The 15,572-nt window shown below is 48.5% G+C and carries 12 protein-coding genes; 3 read left to right on the top strand and 9 right to left on the bottom strand.

Annotated elements, in window-relative coordinates; translation table 11 throughout:
• Nucleotides 1-9 precede the first annotated feature (9 nt).
• Nucleotides 10-699 (top strand): response regulator transcription factor, encoded by a 690-nt coding sequence (locus ABXS70_RS29480; protein ID WP_342553006.1) that lies wholly within the window; start codon nt 10-12, stop codon nt 697-699.
• 76 nt (nt 700-775) lie between these two features.
• On the opposite strand, the gene ABXS70_RS29475 is transcribed toward ABXS70_RS29480, so the two are convergent.
• From ABXS70_RS29475 to ftsE, 5 genes are all read right to left on the bottom strand, one after another.
• Nucleotides 776-2,104 carry a PDZ domain-containing protein gene (locus ABXS70_RS29475; RefSeq protein ID WP_342553007.1) on the bottom strand — a complete coding sequence of 443 codons (1,329 nt, stop codon included), beginning with the start codon at nt 2,102-2,104 and terminating at the stop codon, nt 776-778.
• 64 nt (nt 2,105-2,168) lie between these two features.
• Entirely contained in the window at nt 2,169-3,641 is a 1,473-nt protein-coding gene (locus ABXS70_RS29470) for a S41 family peptidase (protein WP_342553008.1), read from the bottom strand.
• Nucleotides 3,642-3,986: 345 nt separating this feature from the next.
• Nucleotides 3,987-5,270: a peptidoglycan DD-metalloendopeptidase family protein gene (locus ABXS70_RS29465; protein ID WP_366293036.1), complete on the bottom strand. Its 1,284-nt coding sequence runs from the start codon at nt 5,268-5,270 to the stop codon at nt 3,987-3,989.
• 158 nt (nt 5,271-5,428) lie between these two features.
• Nucleotides 5,429-6,346 carry a permease-like cell division protein FtsX gene (gene ftsX, locus ABXS70_RS29460; protein WP_342553010.1) on the bottom strand — a complete coding sequence of 306 codons (918 nt, stop codon included), beginning with the start codon at nt 6,344-6,346 and terminating at the stop codon, nt 5,429-5,431.
• On the bottom strand, nt 6,336-7,022 hold the full coding sequence (gene ftsE / locus ABXS70_RS29455; protein WP_366293032.1) for a cell division ATP-binding protein FtsE: 687 nt from the start codon (nt 7,020-7,022) through the stop codon (nt 6,336-6,338). Before ftsE ends, ftsX begins: the two co-directional genes overlap by 11 nt.
• A gap of 253 nt (nt 7,023-7,275) precedes the next feature.
• On the opposite strand from ftsE, the gene ABXS70_RS29450 reads away from it, so the two are divergent.
• On the top strand, nt 7,276-8,709 hold the full coding sequence (locus ABXS70_RS29450; RefSeq protein WP_366293029.1) for a VanW family protein: 1,434 nt from the start codon (nt 7,276-7,278) through the stop codon (nt 8,707-8,709).
• Nucleotides 8,710-9,360: 651 nt separating this feature from the next.
• On the opposite strand, the gene ABXS70_RS29445 is transcribed toward ABXS70_RS29450, so the two are convergent.
• The 3 genes from ABXS70_RS29445 to ABXS70_RS29435 all read right to left on the bottom strand — a co-directional run bounded on the left by ABXS70_RS29445 (nt 9,361) and on the right by ABXS70_RS29435 (nt 12,529).
• The gene (locus ABXS70_RS29445) at nt 9,361-10,911 is read right to left on the bottom strand and encodes an MDR family MFS transporter (protein ID WP_366293026.1); all 1,551 of its coding nucleotides are present in this window, start codon (nt 10,909-10,911) and stop codon (nt 9,361-9,363) included.
• A 153-nt stretch (nt 10,912-11,064) separates the two neighbouring features.
• Nucleotides 11,065-11,892, bottom strand: coding sequence for a hypothetical protein (locus ABXS70_RS29440; protein WP_342553014.1), 828 nt, complete (start codon nt 11,890-11,892; stop codon nt 11,065-11,067).
• 13 nt (nt 11,893-11,905) lie between these two features.
• Nucleotides 11,906-12,529 carry a YhbD family protein gene (locus ABXS70_RS29435; protein ID WP_342553015.1) on the bottom strand — a complete coding sequence of 208 codons (624 nt, stop codon included), beginning with the start codon at nt 12,527-12,529 and terminating at the stop codon, nt 11,906-11,908.
• 320 nt (nt 12,530-12,849) lie between these two features.
• Between ABXS70_RS29435 and ABXS70_RS29430 the strand changes: the two genes are divergently transcribed.
• A complete protein-coding gene (locus ABXS70_RS29430; protein ID WP_366293022.1) occupies nt 12,850-13,638 on the top strand; it encodes an alpha/beta hydrolase family protein in 789 nt (262 codons plus the stop codon).
• Between the two features lie 257 nt (nt 13,639-13,895).
• Here ABXS70_RS29430 and ABXS70_RS29425 read toward each other — a convergent pair whose 3' ends face one another.
• Nucleotides 13,896-15,530 (bottom strand): PucR family transcriptional regulator ligand-binding domain-containing protein, encoded by a 1,635-nt coding sequence (locus tag ABXS70_RS29425; RefSeq protein ID WP_342553017.1) that lies wholly within the window; start codon nt 15,528-15,530, stop codon nt 13,896-13,898.
• Between the last annotated feature and the right edge of the window lie 42 nt (nt 15,531-15,572).

The raw sequence follows: 15,572 nt of genomic DNA, 5'->3' as shown, positions 1-15,572 counted from the left end.
ATTACACTCATGCCAGAAGAGAACGCTGGAAGCCGACAAAGAGAACCCAAGCAGACTTCACCCATTCGGGTACTGCTCGTCGATGATGACCATTTCATCCGTGAGAGTCTGAATGTTGTGCTTGGTCTTGATGACCGTATCTGCATCACAGGCATGGCTTCCAACGGTCAGGAGGCGTTCACCCTACTTGAGTCGGGAATACCGGCGGATGTGGTGTTAATGGATATTCGCATGCCCGAATGGGATGGAGTTGAAGGAACTCGGCGGATCAAAACTAAATTTCCAGACATCCAGGTGCTGATGCTGACGACCTTTGACGATGATGAATACATTATTCAGGCGCTGCAAAATGGAGCAAGTGGATATCTGCTTAAAAATGTCCCTCCTGCCCGAATCGTTCAGGGCATCAAAACGGTGTATAACGGGGATATGCTGATCCACCCGGATATTGCACGCAAACTTGCAGGCCTTCTCCGTACTCCTGCTTCTGCCCCTGCCAATCATCCTCATGAAACGTATGGGCTCACCCGCGCGGAGCTGTCGGTTGCGGAAGCCATATCTGAAGGTTTGTCCAATAAGGAAATTGCCGCCAGGCTGTTTCTGAGCGAAGGCACGGTCAAAAACTATGTGACTGAAATCCTGGGCAAGCTGCAGTTACGCGACCGCACACAAATTGCCATCTTTATACTGACCCAATAAAACAAGAAAAAAGGTATTTCCTCGCGCCACCTTTGGCCATAGGAAATACCTTTTTCGGTTATATTTGTACGTTCGGTTACATTTCGACAGACCCTTTATCGCCGACTATAGGGGCTGGCGGCAGGCTGAGCGGAGCTTCCTCCATGTGCTGCTTTTTCCGGCTCGTGAAAATTTTGAGCATGACGATATGATAAAGTGTCACGGGACGGGTCTGCAATGCCCACGCCTCATGGTTATCCGGTGCCATAATGACACCAAGCTGGTGATGTTCGCCTTCGTAGATCGCACGCTGCATGAACTTGCTCTCTCCTTGATGATTCCGGACCTCCAGCTTGCAAAAAGCAGGATTCATGCGCAGTGCCCTGTGCAGCTCTTCCGGAGAATGAACGAGCATACCATTCACTTTGTACAGCGTCTCCCCTGCCTCAATTCCAAGTTCCGCAGCAGGACTGTCCGGAATCACACTCAACACTTTAAGTCCATGCTGCGGGTGAACAAATACCGGACTAAGCTGCTGCTCTTCCATGGCACTGTACCACACCAGAAGTTCATGTCCAACAAAAGCAACCAGTGCAGCAGCAACTGTCAGAGGTGACCACCACACGGCGAGCAGACTGAACACAAGCAGTGCCAAGCTGTACATCAGCAGACGCTTGGCTGAAAGCTGGATTTTACGTCCAGGCAGCATACTTTGTGTATTCTCGCTGAGTCCAAGCAGGATTGGCAGAGCCATCAGTGTATAACCCTGACCTGCATGAAACAGCGGAGTCCAAGCCAGCTGCGTGACGGCACCGTTTGTTGGAACAAGAATCAGCAGCGGGATGGCCCAGAAGAGCTGGATCTGATATCCGCCTACGAGTTTTCCGCGTTTGCCTTCCATAAGGAACGGAGAGGCCATAGACACACCCTGCATTCGAGCTAGTGCGGCCTCACCTAAATGCAGGAGTGCTGCCAAGACAAGCAGTACAGGCATATCCAGTGCGCGTACTGTCTCTACAGCCTGTCCAAGCATACCGGATGGATTCCAGCCTGAAGCGATATTCAAAACAAATTGAAGCACACCCAGCGCGCCCGCTGCATACGCGAAGCACAGATATCGGATACGAATAAGAGATAAGACCAACGCTGCAATCCATATGCTGATCAGACTTCCCGAGGTAAGATGGGCCCCAAGGAAAAGAGACACGATGGAGATCATAGCGCCTATGACAATGCCTCCAAGGACCGCTCGAATCGTCTGAGTGATTGAGCTCTGCATACGAACATGGAAGAGTTTGCGCTCCTGGAGCAGCTGACGATGATAGTTTAATGCGATCAAAATAACTGCAATATAATAAAACGGCTGAATAAACAACTGCAACAATGCTTCACCTAATGTAGTTAACCACGGCCATACCCATTCCATTGTAGCTTTTCGCTCCTCTCCTTCAGCCGGTTCAGAAAAAAAGAAGGCTGAAAATCAGCCTTCTCTATGGCTTCGACACAGCGGACGAAATATCCTTTGAGACATTTTCGATCGCGCGTTTCAGCTGTGCATCATATTGAGGATTGGCAATGCGCTCAATCAGAGAAGCTTCCAGTGATTCAGCCGTCTTCTCATCAATCTGGCCAGTGACCTGAATGCCTTTTTCCTTCTGGAACGCCTTGACTGCTTCCTCCGTCTTCTGGTCGTAGTACCCGTCCACACGATCCGGTTTGAAGTCCAGTCCTCTCAGCATCGTCTGCGCACTTTTCACATCCATGCTGTTACTGTCATATTTCAGCGGCAGCTTCTCTTTGTTGATTGGGGCTACCGAGAAATAGTCCGGCTGATTTACTGCAATATCCGGTTTGATTCCTTTTTCATGAATCCAGTCTCCGTTAGGAGTCAGCCACTTGGCGATTGTAATTTTCAGCAGACTGCCATCACCCATTTGTTTATCATAGCTGGTCTGAACGGTACCTTTACCAAATGAATTCTCACCGACCAGTGTGGCACCTGCCGACTGCTGCAGAGCACCTGCCAGAATCTCGGATGCGCTCGCGCTTCCCTTGTTCATCAACACGGTGATTGGATAGGGTTTGGCAGATCCATTCGATTTACTTTGTTCCTTCTTGCCATTTTTGTCTTCTACCTGAACGATGACTTTGCCTTTCGGTACGAACTGTTCTGCAATGTCAATGACAACCTGCAGTACACCGCCCGGGTCATTTCGCACGTCGATGATCAGGCCTTTCATATTCTGCTTCTCCAGTTTAGCCAGTTCTTCCTTAAACCGCTCACCTGTGTTCAGCGAGAACTGCGTAATATTGATGACACCAATGCCGCCGTCTTCCATATGAGCATAGACGGTCTCCAGATCAATATCATCACGGACAATCGTGAATTCGATCGGCTCTGTTGATCCGGCACGCTTCACCTGCACTTTGGCTTCGCTGCCCTTAGGACCTCTGATCTTGTTAACGGCTTTGTTTAATTCAAGTCCTTGAAGAGATTCACCGTTAACCGACATAATGATGTCTTTCGCACGAATACCTGCTTTTTCGGCAGGTGAACCTTTGATCGGGGAAACGACAACAACGTTACCGTCCTGCGAGGATACCTCAGCCCCGATTCCGGTAAAGGAACCTTCGATTGACTCTTCGAATTGGGCAGCTGTTTCCTGGCCCATATAGTTGGAGTAGGGATCACCCAACGATTCCATCATGCCGTTGATCGCCCCATCAATCAGCTTGGTACGGTCGACGTCTTTATAATAGTTGCTGGAGATTAAATCCATCGCGGTTTCAATCTTCTTCAAATCGTTTTTCTGCTGTGAACTGCCGGTTACACTTGCCAGCAATCCTTCACCTGGTGAAGCCTGATTGGCAATGCCCGGGTAAGTCATTAGTGCCAGCGTTAATAGACTCCCGCCAAGCAGTCCAAGTATAACGAACAGCAGCGCCGATCTTTTTTTCATCATCCGTTTGTCACCGCCTTTAGTTTTGAAGCGCATCCGATTCGGACTGCTCCGAATCATTCCCTGAACATGCCAGCTTAGTATATGTCTAGCTTGTACGGATTATGATTTTTCCATTCGAAGTTTAAACTATATAATTTGAACTAAAAATTTTACACAGCCCACTCCAATGACAGAATAACCTTACAATCGCTGTTATCCCCTGATTTTTTGGATTCCCTTTTTTGAAGGGAAAAATCCGGTGATAAAGGCGAACGCTTCGCTTTTCCAGATTTTTTCTGTCCTGTCCGTTAGAGTGTAAATGAATAGTTCAACTTATATAAGCTGCATCGCATTAAATCAGACAATCTACAAATAGTTCATCGGATTTACAGCTGTTCCATTATCACGTACTTCAAAGTGCAGGTGAGGGCCTGTGGAATTCCCTGTATTTCCCGATTCAGCAATCGTATCACCTTTGTTTACCGTATCACCTTTGCTGACCTTGAATCCACCTTCGCGCAAGTGACCATACAATGACCACAAACCTCCGCCATGATCGACGATGACCGTATAACCATAGCCGCTGTACCATTCAGCCATAATAACGATACCACCTGAAGCCGCGTGAACTGAAGTGCCTACAGGCACAGCGAAATCGACACCCGCATGCATCTTGCCCACTTCACCTGTAATCGGGTGAATCCGCGGTCCAAAAGATGAAGAAATGCGTCCACCCGAAACAGGTTTTGCAAAGATACCGTTTCCTGACGAATAGGTCACTGCTTCACTGCTGCCGTTGGAGCTTACGCGAGTTGTTTTCTTGGCTACTGCTTTGGCTCGCGCCGCGGCTTCTGCCCGAGCTTTAGCCGCTGCGGCGGCCTGCTGTTCACGCAGTTTATTTTTCTCCTGAAGCAGAGCTGAGCGCTTGCCAGCGATCTGCATTAATACCGCTTCCTGCTCTGCGGTCAACTCTTCAGATTGTTCAATCTTAACATCATATGAAGCCAGAAGCACTTGCTTTTCCTTCTCTTTCTCGTTCAGCTGCGACTTGCGGTGCTTCTTCTGTGCGTACAGGCTCTTGGCTTCCGCATACTGACGGTCAAGGTCTGCCTTTTTCTCCACTACAAGCTGCTTGTCCGCTTTATGTTCATCCAGCAGGTGCTGATCTTGGTCTACAATCGTTTTGAGCGAATCAGCCCGGGTCAAGAAATCGGTAAAGCTTGTGGACGACAACAAAACATCCAGATAGGACACAGCCCCGTCCGTATACATCAGGCGCACACGTGATTCCAGCAGTTTTTCTCTGGCAGCAATGCGGTCTTCTGCCGCTTGCAAATCCTTCTTGGTCGTACGAAGGTCTTCCTCCGTAGTTTCAATCTGCAAAGATACACTCGCCAGTTCATCACTTACGACATTAATCTGCTCCATAACGACCTTCAGATAGGCATTCGTTTTGTTCTTGTAGTGCTGGGCTTCCTTTTTGTTGGCCGCAGCCTTCTTCTGCTCCTGTTTGGCAGAAGCTGCTCTGCTCTCCAGCTGCTTAATTTGCTGGTCAATCTCGCTGATGCTGTTCTTAGCATATCCGTCAGAAGGTTGAAACGTCATACCGGCCAGTAACATGAAGGCCAGCAGCGAAGCGGTTTTTTTCAAAATGATGATCCCCCATCCTATGAATTCACAAGAAAGCAACCTGCACAGGTGGTGAACAGCATGTTCCTCTGCTTTCTTTCATCAAAACAACAGTTGCGTCTTTTCTTCATATCGTCAAACAGCGTTCAATAATGAACCTGTTCTGCCATTCTTTTTTGCTACACTTTAAGCGACTTCCGAATGGACAGCGTACTGCCCAGAATGCCGACAAGCACACCAAGTCCAATCAACAGCGTCCCCATAAGCAGCCAAATATCACTCAGCGGAATCAGATTAAGCATCTGCATGAAAACATCCTGACCGACGGTTGCCATCAAACGGCTGTATCCGAAGAACAGAACTATGACCGTAATGACCGAGCCAATCAGTCCGATCAGCGCCCCTTCAATAAAGAACGGCCAGCGGATAAAGGTGTTGGTTGCCCCTACCAGCTTCATGATGCCAATCTCCCGGCGGCGTGCGAGAATCGTTACGCGAATCGTATTCGAGATCAGGAACATGGACATCAGGCCCAGCCCCCCGACAAAAATAAATCCGATGTTACGAACAAGCTTCGTAAATTTGAATAAGACATCTACCGTTTCCTTGCCGTAGTTCACTTTCATGATCGGCTTCTCGGGATGTTTCTCGTTCAATGCTTCAATCTTCTGCGCGACAAAATTGACCGTTTCCGGTTCGATTACTTTGACTTCAATCGTATCCGGCAGCGGATTGTTATCCACGTCGAAACCGCTCAGTACATTATCTGCGCTCGTCCCAAGACGTTCGCGGAATTCCTTAAGCCCTTCTTCCTTGGATACAAAACGGATTTCACTGACTTCAGGCATCGCACTAATCTCCTGCTGCAGCGTACTGCGCAGGTTCTCGTCGACATTCAGCTCCAGAAACGTGCTGATCTCCACTTGGCTGTCTACCTGATTGGCCATGGAGTTTACGTTGAGTACAAGCAGCATAAACACGCCAAGAATAAACAGTGAGACAATGATCGACATGACGGATGCCACGGACATCCAGCCATTGCGGAATACGTTCTTGAAACCCTCCCGCAGATGCCGCAAGAGAGTACTAAAATTCATAACCGTATTCCCCTCTCATCTGATCCCGTACAATCTGTCCGCGTTCAATGGCGATAACCCGTTTACGCATCGTATTTACAATATCCTTGTTGTGTGTAGCCATAACAATTGTTGTTCCCCGGAAATTGATCTCGTCCAGCAGCTGCATAATGCCCCAAGACGTCTCCGGGTCCAGATTACCTGTAGGTTCGTCTGCGATGATAACAGAAGGATTGTTCACAATTGCACGTGCGATTGCAATCCGCTGCTGTTCCCCACCGGAGAGCTGTGAAGGTTCACGATTGGCCTTATTGCGCAGTCCCACCAGATCGAGTACCTCCATCACCCGTTTCTTGATATGCCGTTTCGGCGCTTCAATAACTTCCATTGCAAATGCAACATTCTCGAATGCCGTCATCTTCGGCAGCAGACGAAAATCCTGGAATACAACACCGATGTTGCGTCGAACATAAGGAATTTTGCGTGGTTTTAACTTGCCAATATTAAATCCGTTAATGGATATTTGTCCTTTGGTTGGCACTTCTTCTCTGTACATCAGTTTCATGAATGTCGATTTGCCTGCACCGGATGGACCAACGATATAGACAAATTCATTGCGGTCGATCTTCACCGATACCCCTTGTAATGCGTGGGTACCATTGGCGTAGGTCTTCCACACGTCCTGCATTTCTATCACATCATCACTTCCTGCTCACATAGTTAGCCATTATAATTTCGACACAATCCCGGCATTTCCTTTAAAAAGGCCTGAAATTCATCAGGAAAAATCCAAGCCTACCCTCTACTGCTGGTGAAGCATGGATTCATATGAAGTTTATTGTAACAAATTTGTTACCTATTGAGTACCCGAAAGTTTTCCACCCTTGGATCATATAGATAGATAGTGTTGCGAATTCCGGAACAACAGAAGCCAAAAGGAGCGTTCGGTTATGAAAAAAATCCATGTAACGGTCATCGTTCTGTTCTCCCTGCTCTTGATCGGCTCCGCGTCCTATGGATTGCTCTATATGTACGTGAACCAGCCAAACCTGCCCAAAGGTGTACAAATCGGCGGCTGGGAACCCGGTGACAAACACCGCAAAGAAGTACTGGCAGAACTGCACACTCGCATTCAACAATTGGAGGATTGGCCTGTCACTCTTGAAGTGGCTGAACCCAGTCCGCTAACGATGACACATCCTGCAGGTGAGGTGGGCGTGAGCTACAGCGTAAACAGCTTCGAAAGCGCATTAAAACAGCTGCAGGAAGGCAGCCTGTGGGAACGCGCATATGCAAGGTACCAATTCCCCGAGACCTTCTCTTTGGATATGACCTATAGCGAACAAACCCTTCAACAACTGCTTAGTCCTGCCTGGGAAAAAGAAACCTTCGGTACCCCTGCTGAAGCCGTTCGCCGAATCACCGCAAATGATAAAGTGCAGTACATTCCGGAGAAAAGCGTGCGCCGGATTGACTGGAAAACACTCAGCACCCTCATACAGAGCAGGATGCACCGGGAGCTGGGCGGCATGGACACGGGAGATAAGCCTGAACCAGTACGAATCCTTTTACCCCTGTACACACTGAAACCGGAGGTAACGATTGATTCATTGAAGCAGGAAGGGATCGAGCGCAAAATCATTGAATTTTCCACAGGGCTGGGAAACAGCAGCCAAGGCCGAGTACATAACGTCAGCGCAGCGGCCCAGGCGATTAACGGCATGATTCTGCCTCCTGGTGGTGTTTTTGATTATGAAAAGGTGATTCGCAAAGCGGAGAAGGAGTACGGTTTTCGAGAGGCACCGGTCATTGTGAATGGCCGGCTGACGCCCGGAATCGGCGGGGGAATCTGTCAGGTATCCAGTACGGTATATAACGCGGCTCTTCTCACGGGCCTGGATATCGTCGAGCGGCGTAATCATTCGCTGCCGGTGAAATATTTGCCTAAAGGGCTGGATGCCACCTTTGCTTCCGGGGCGATTAATTTTCGTTTCAAAAACAGCACGGAGAAGTCCCTATTAATCCACGCAAAGGTGCAGGGCGGGCGCATGGTCGTCAAATTTTTCGGCACATTCCCCGAGAACGTCAGTTATACGCTGGAGTCTCGTACGATTGAAACGCTGAGTGTTCCCGTAAAATATGTATCCAGCAGTGTGCTGCCTGACGGGGCCCAGCAGGTGCTTCAGAACGGACAGCCTGGTTATATCGTTGAGACAGTCCGCACGAAGAGGGTCGATGGCAAAGTGGTAGAGTCCAAAACGATCTCGCGCGATACCTACAAAGCACAAAGCCGTCTAATTGCACGTTCAGGTCACATCAACATGCCTGATCCAAAGCAGCCTTCAGTGGTGGAGGATGGCATTCGGGAAGGGAATCAGCCTTAAATTCAGGTGGAAATATATAAGTTAAACGGGAAAGCTTTACACTGGACAATTCACTGACAGAATAACCTTCCGATCGCTGTTATCCCCGGATTTTTCGGATTCCGTATGATTCGCTCAGGGCGCTAACGATTCCCATAAGCCTTATTCCTTGCAAATTGGGTCGTTTGAAAATGTAACGATTCGTAGAAACGCTATTTCGCTGGAAATCGTGCCAAAGTGGCGGGAATCGAATCATTATGGCGAAATAGCGTCTCGTGAGATCGTTAGAATTTCAGGATGGTCTAATTAGTCTAAATAACGTTTCTTGGAATCGTTAGCGAGGTCAGCAGCGTAGAGGGAGTTTAGTTAAGCCTGGTTGGAGTCGGGTTAAAGTGTGTTCAGGAGGAGATTAACAGCGAGCTGCTCCAACCAGTTCCATTTCCGATTCAGCTCACAGCAAATACCACTCCAGCACGAGATCGCTAACTTGTAAATAACGTACGACCAACACGCTACGGCATCAGGTACACATTCAAAAGACACATTCTCATGCACTTTACAGGATACATGAGAATGTGTCTTTTCGGGATTTGCTTATTTAATAATAGATTCCTTAAAATTAGCAGCGAAGAAATTAGGACAGCTTGAAATGACTCCGTTTAATTCCTTACTTTAGTGCCCACCCGTGTACTCGTGCTGTTCTGCTCCCACAACCATTTTCTCTTTCCCCATGAAGAAGGACGCAATTAATGCAAGAGCTGCAGGGATAACGGCCCAGGCAAACAGCTGTACAATCGAAGATGAGAGCGCCTGAGTAATGGATTCCAGCACCTGCGGTGGAATTCCTTTGCGCAGCTCTGGTGATAACAATGCATGCGGATCGCTTAGATCCATTCCAGCTGGCATGCCGCCAGTAGGTGCCCCTGCTTCACCAGCAGCGCCAGTCATGCCGTCCGTCATTTTGCGCGTGAACACTTGACTCTGCACGATCCCGAAGATCGTGATGCCCATCGTCATGCCCAGAGAGCGCAGGAAGTTTAACGTAGAACTGGCGGCGCCGCGTCTTTGGGGTTCGAAGGCATTCATCGCCGCATTACTGAGCACGGAGAAGGATGCGCCAACGCCAAGACCAATCATCACCATGTATACGCGGATCGTCCACAGGGATGAACCTTCATCCAGTGTAGTCAGCAGACCCAGACCGATTACAAGCAAAGCCAGCGTTGGAATCATAATATTGCGGTACTTTATTTTGGTCATAAGTACACCACCCAAGGAAGCCGTCACGACAGAACCGAGCATCATCGGAAGCAGGACCAGACCCGAGTTGGTCGCTTTACCGCCGAGTACACCTTGGATGAAAATCGGAATATATACGGAAGCCGTAATAAAAGCTGCGCCGCTGAACATCGCGATTACATTACTTGACCAGTACACTCGCTTGCGGAACATACTGAATGAGATAATTGGCTCTTTCGCCTTCGTCTCTGCATACAGGAAAAGCAGGGCCAGCAAGATGAATCCGGCAAACAGCCCCAAAATCTGTGCGGAATCCCAGGCATATGTTTTGCCGCCGAGTTCCAGTCCGAAGATCAGGCAGACTACTGCGCCAATGAGTGTAACAGCCCCCAGCCAGTCGATCTGCTGCGATTGATGCTGATGGGATTCTTTATAGAAAAATGCGATGAACAAAAATGCAATCAAACCCAACGGCAGATTGATATAAAATACCCATTCCCATGTCGCATACTCCGTAATGTATGCACCCAGCAGCGGTCCAAATACACTCGAAAGGCCGAAGACCGCACCAAATAGTCCACCCAGTTTACCTCTGGATTCCGGTGCAACCACATCAAACATGATGGTAAAAGCAATCGGCACGAGCGCTCCTGCACCAATCCCTTGAATTGCTCTGTACATCGTTAGTTCCACGATGGATGTCGCGGTTCCGCACAATGCGGAGCCGAGCATAAACACAATGATACCGAAAACAAAAAACTTTTTGCGTCCATACATATCCGACAGCTTACCAAAGATCGGCATGCCGGCCATCTCGGCCACCATATATGCGGAGGTTACCCAGACAAACTTGTCGAGCCCCCCCAGCTTGCCGACGATATCACCCATCGCCGTAGCCACAATGGTATTATCCATAGAGGCCATTAATATGCTGAGCAGCAGACCTGCCAGCACAAATCCAATTTTATTATTGCGTGCAGCCATTGTTGTTAATCTCTCCATTCCCGTTCTATTCATATGACTGCATTAGTATATCCGAAAAGACGTAACAAGCAATCAGTCCAAGGACCGATTGCTTTATGGCAAAACCTTCTACCGTGAAGGCTCAAGATCCGCTCACCGTCATAAGACCATACGTTAGATCTGTTTGCTGTTCCCAATCTTCGCTTCCGGATCCACCGTCAATTCACCAGAGTACTCCACAAACCGGATATTACAGCCGCGTCCAATGTGAACTCTGGTTCCTCGAACCGTATCCGCCTCGGTATCTTCCAGCACAACTTCGTCGCCCTCAATCAGCTGCGCTCTGAAAGATGGGGCTCCGCCCAATCCGAGGGCTTTCCAGAATCCACTGCGTTCTCTGCGCCGGATATCGATCCGCTCGCCACCTACTTCTCTCGCTGAAGAGGAGGTGTACAAACGGATTTCCACACTGTCCGCATTGAGCAGTCCGCCCACTTTGATGTTGCCCTGCACGTGAATGTTCTCTCCCTGCACATCTCCATCGATCGTCGCCATTCCCCCGATATCGATGCGTTCACTGTCCACTCTACCACGAACGTTACATTTACCATTCACTGTAAATTCAGGTGTAAACAAATCACCGTTAATGGTGCTCATGCCATCGACACGAACCCGATTGCTGACCAGCGGCCCATTAATGGTACACATGCCATTGACCATAGTGCTGTCGGCACGAGCCGCTCCGTGGACTCCCAGCGTTCCGTTGACATCCAGAGACTGGGTGCGCAGTTCACCCTCTACTTTGGCCATTCCGTTTATGGTTGTGCTTTCGGAGACCAGAGAACCATAGATTTTCAGAGTCCCGTTAACGCTAAGGGAAGAACAATCCAGATCACCATCCAGTTTAGCCATACCGTCAATGTTTACCCGGTGGTAAACACCGCCGCTCGTTTTGCGTGACCCTGTAACATTCAGATCATTTCTCAAATGACGTTCTTCCATTCATAAATCCCCCTCAGCCCAATTTAAGTTTCAATTCTTCCATGAATGCCTGCAGCGGCATGCGGAGCACCACTTTCACCCCTTGATCAAAATAAAGCTCTGCTCCTGCGTTCGCCAGCACAAAGGTAGGTACACCCATCTTGCGGATCAGCAGCAGTTCACTGGCACGGTCACGGAACCTATAATAATGTTCAGACATCACTTCAATCAGCAGCAGTCCTTCCTGCTGTGTGATATCACCGCCAAGCAGCAGCTTCTCAAGCACATACAGCATCATAATCTGTTCCAGTCCATATAATGACTGCTGGCGCCCCGCCTCGTTTAACAGGTCAAGCGAAGCTAACGAAACAATGTTTCGATCGAGTAATTGCTGATCTGTCATCTCTACCTCACCAAGAGTTGGCGAGAACACATCCGCCAGTTCATCCAGTGAAAGCCCGTCTTTCATATGAATAATCTTGTCGATTCGCTGCAATATCTGCTGTTTCGGAAAAAATGTTTCCTGTCCCGTAAAGGAGGACTTTCGAATAAACCATTCCTCCGGAATCAGGTTCTTGCGCTTCCAGCGATATAACTGACCGTATGAAATGCCTGTCAGGTCAAGCAGCTCTTTTTTGGAGATCAAATCATCCTTCATTTCAGGACCCCCTTTTCATTAAAATCAGTGTAACAAAACATTGTTACGTTGTAAAGCGGAATATAATCTCCCCATAGAAAATCGAACTTTGCCTCTACTCTATCAGCGCAAAGCTTGTTTTATGAATTCGTTCAAGCGTGGATTAAGAGAAGATTCGGAATGATTCAGGAAACGTCGAATACGTTTTATATCTCGTCATTGCGTTTGCCGTACTTTAGGTATAACCTTGACTTACAGCGGAAAAATTTGCTTCTCTACTCTTTATCGCTGTACGTGAACACCATTTCAATTTCGATTTATGAAAGGGGTTACTTTTCGGTATGGCACTCATTAAATGTGATTTCTACTCAGACGCCCTCGGATTAAGTACAAGCATGCACGTCATTCTGCCGCAGCAGACTCACAATCAGATTGGCATGGAGAATGTCAAAGGTTCAGGTCTGCATCCAACCCTCTATCTGCTGCACGGTCTGTCCGATGATGATTCAATCTGGCTGCGCCGCACCTCTATAGAACGTTATGTCGCTTCGCTTGGCATTGCGGTCGTTATGCCGCAGGTTCATCGCAGCTTCTACACTGATATGGCAGAGGGAGGCCGTTACTGGACTTTCATAAGTGAGGAACTGCCCGCTCTTGCCCGCTCCTTCTTCCCGCTGTCGCCGAAACGAGAGGATAATTTTGCTGCCGGTCTATCCATGGGAGGTTACGGTGCCTTCAAACTGGCCCTGCGCAAACCGGATCAGTATGCCGCTGCCGCAAGTCTTTCGGGCGCACTGGACATGGCGGCTCATATGAACAACGAAGTCCCGTCCGCACTGCAGCAGACCGAACTGCTGCGTATATTCGGGCCGAACTTTGTGGGCTCAGAGAATGATCTCATCCACCTGCTCCAGGAAAGCAAACAACATTCAGGGCCAAAGCCGCTTCTCTATCAATGCTGCGGAACGGAGGATTTTTTGTACGAAGAAAATCAGACGTTTCGTAAAGCCTGCGCAGAGACAGACTTCAAACTAACTTATGAGGAAGAACCCGGGGAACATGAGTGGGGTTATTGGGACATGAAAATTCAGGATGTGCTCAAGTGGCTGCCGCTGCCTGAAAGAGTTTAATGACGGCATCTCCTCTCCTGAAACAGACTGCTTCTGGGTACTGTATATCTTTCATAATATAAAAAGCAGGCTTGAAATGAACCACCTCCGTTTATTACCGAAAAATGATCCGGAAGTGCAGTTCATCTCAGCCTGCTTTTACACCTTCGCTTCACCAGCTCCGGCATTTTATCATTTTATCTCATCTTCATTTCAATCTGATTTTGAACTGCGTTTCCAACCGCCTCCTTCTTCCTGCCTCATTATTCGATTCGTTTTCACCACCCGGCTTTTCCTTCTTCGGGCAGAAGTGCCTTGATTCGGAATGCCATCCGAAGACGCAGTGTTTCTTCCGGATCTTTCAAGCTGCGGCCGATGATCTCTTCACACTTTTCCAGTCGATAAATCACAGTATTCCGGTGAATATACAGCCGTTTGGCTGTCTCGGCAAGGTGGCAGTGCGTCTCCAGGTATACGGACAGCGTATGGAGCAGCATATGGTGATCCTTAATCGTTTCGTCCTCAAATCCCTGCATCGTATCGCTATAAAATTTCCGCAGATGTTCTTGAGGGATCAGACGCAGCATTTCAGATACTTCCTTAGGCTGATACAATTCGATAAAACGCGTTTTACCGGTGATGCTTCCAAAATAGAGAGCTTCATTGGCTTCTTTATAAGCTAAAGGAACTTGGGTAAGGGGCTGAGCATAGCTGCTGAGACCAAAAGACAGTTCCGAATCGTAATACGCACCAGTTTTATGCTGCAGACGTTCCAGCAGCTCCACAAATAAAGGTCTGACCGCCTCCCATTCCTCCGTCAGCGTCATCAACAGGATGTAGGATTGATCGTGGGTAAACAGATAGATCGGGGTATGGAAGTGACCAAGTTCTCCTTGAAGATACTCGGCAATCTGATCCTGTTCTGCCTTGTACTGCATGAATGAAGTCGTGCGATCCCTGCCGCCCAGCTTACCGACTGCACAGAGGTACCGCTGGTCACCTGACATTCCGAATTCCCGTGCTCTGCTCACGATCTCCTCACTGCTCGAGAATACTCCCCCTATGAAATTTGTAAAAAATTCATTCTGGATACGGCGCCGATTTTGCTTCAGCGCATTATCCTTCATCAATTCAAAGGCAATCACATTCGCCGCCTGCTCAATGGTTAGAATGTTGGAACGTTCAGACGTGGATATAAAGCCGGAAATACAGAGGTAATGCAGCTGTCTATGGGTGTACACCGGAAACAAGGTCAATGTCTCACGCTCTTCACCCAGCAGGGAGAATGTTAAGAAAGTTGACGGTTCGGCGTGCAAACGCCCTCCGCCGGATAACAGCGTTTCAAGCTGCACAGCGGTATGCGAAGCCATTCGGCCGTACATGGGCTGCAGATATGGGCCCAGCAGAAACACAGGCAGTCGCAGCAGCGAGGACAGCTGATCTAACAGCTTCGGTATCCCTTGGCCGCTCATAATCTGCTGGGTGAACTGTCGATGAGTCTGTATAGCATTATGCAGCTCGGTTGTTCGCACATCGAGGATATGACTCAACGCTTTGTTGACAATATCGCCTAGCGAAGGATCGACAGGCAGCTCCATTAGAGGCAGTTCCAACTCGCTCGCGAGCTGAACCGCTGATTCAGGGATGGTCCCGAGAAATCGTTTGCTTTTGATCCCAAGTCCCGCACATTCCTGGAGCCCCATCTCACGAATCAGTTCAAGCAAAGCCTCCAGATCATCCTTAAAATGAAAAGCTGTTGTAATCAGCAGCTCATTTCGCTTCAAATAAGGAATGATGTCCGGAGCATCCATCATATTTACCGTGTGAACTTCCCTGTTCAGACCACTGCCTCCTCCCATAACGATTGTCCCATGAAATATAGGCAGCTTCAGCAGTTCATTCATTTTCATCATTCTCCACCCCTATGGTTAACATGTACAACGAATTCATTTATT

It is taken from the genome of Paenibacillus sp. AN1007 (assembly GCF_040702995.1).
Lineage (GTDB): Bacteria > Bacillota > Bacilli > Paenibacillales > Paenibacillaceae > Paenibacillus.
The sequence above is the reverse complement of the archived record's forward strand: the minus strand, read 5'-3'. Positions and strand labels throughout refer to the sequence as shown.

What these genes read in the sequence shown, in the direction of transcription:
- ABXS70_RS29480 (WP_342553006.1), top strand. Translation starts at nt 10, where the DNA reads ATGCCAGAAGAGAACGCTGGAAGCCGACAAAGAGAACCCAAGCAGACT.
- ABXS70_RS29430 (WP_366293022.1), top strand. Translation starts at nt 12,850, where the DNA reads ATGGCACTCATTAAATGTGATTTCTACTCAGACGCCCTCGGATTAAGT.
- ftsX (WP_342553010.1), bottom strand. Translation starts at nt 6,346, where the DNA reads ATGAATTTTAGTACTCTCTTGCGGCATCTGCGGGAGGGTTTCAAGAAC.
- ABXS70_RS29470 (WP_342553008.1), bottom strand. Translation starts at nt 3,641, where the DNA reads ATGATGAAAAAAAGATCGGCGCTGCTGTTCGTTATACTTGGACTGCTT.
- ABXS70_RS29445 (WP_366293026.1), bottom strand. Translation starts at nt 10,911, where the DNA reads ATGGCTGCACGCAATAATAAAATTGGATTTGTGCTGGCAGGTCTGCTG.
- ABXS70_RS29440 (WP_342553014.1), bottom strand. Translation starts at nt 11,892, where the DNA reads ATGGAAGAACGTCATTTGAGAAATGATCTGAATGTTACAGGGTCACGC.
- ABXS70_RS29435 (WP_342553015.1), bottom strand. Translation starts at nt 12,529, where the DNA reads ATGAAGGATGATTTGATCTCCAAAAAAGAGCTGCTTGACCTGACAGGC.
- ABXS70_RS29425 (WP_342553017.1), bottom strand. Translation starts at nt 15,530, where the DNA reads ATGATGAAAATGAATGAACTGCTGAAGCTGCCTATATTTCATGGGACA.
- ABXS70_RS29475 (WP_342553007.1), bottom strand. Translation starts at nt 2,104, where the DNA reads ATGGAATGGGTATGGCCGTGGTTAACTACATTAGGTGAAGCATTGTTG.
- ABXS70_RS29450 (WP_366293029.1), top strand. Translation starts at nt 7,276, where the DNA reads ATGAAAAAAATCCATGTAACGGTCATCGTTCTGTTCTCCCTGCTCTTG.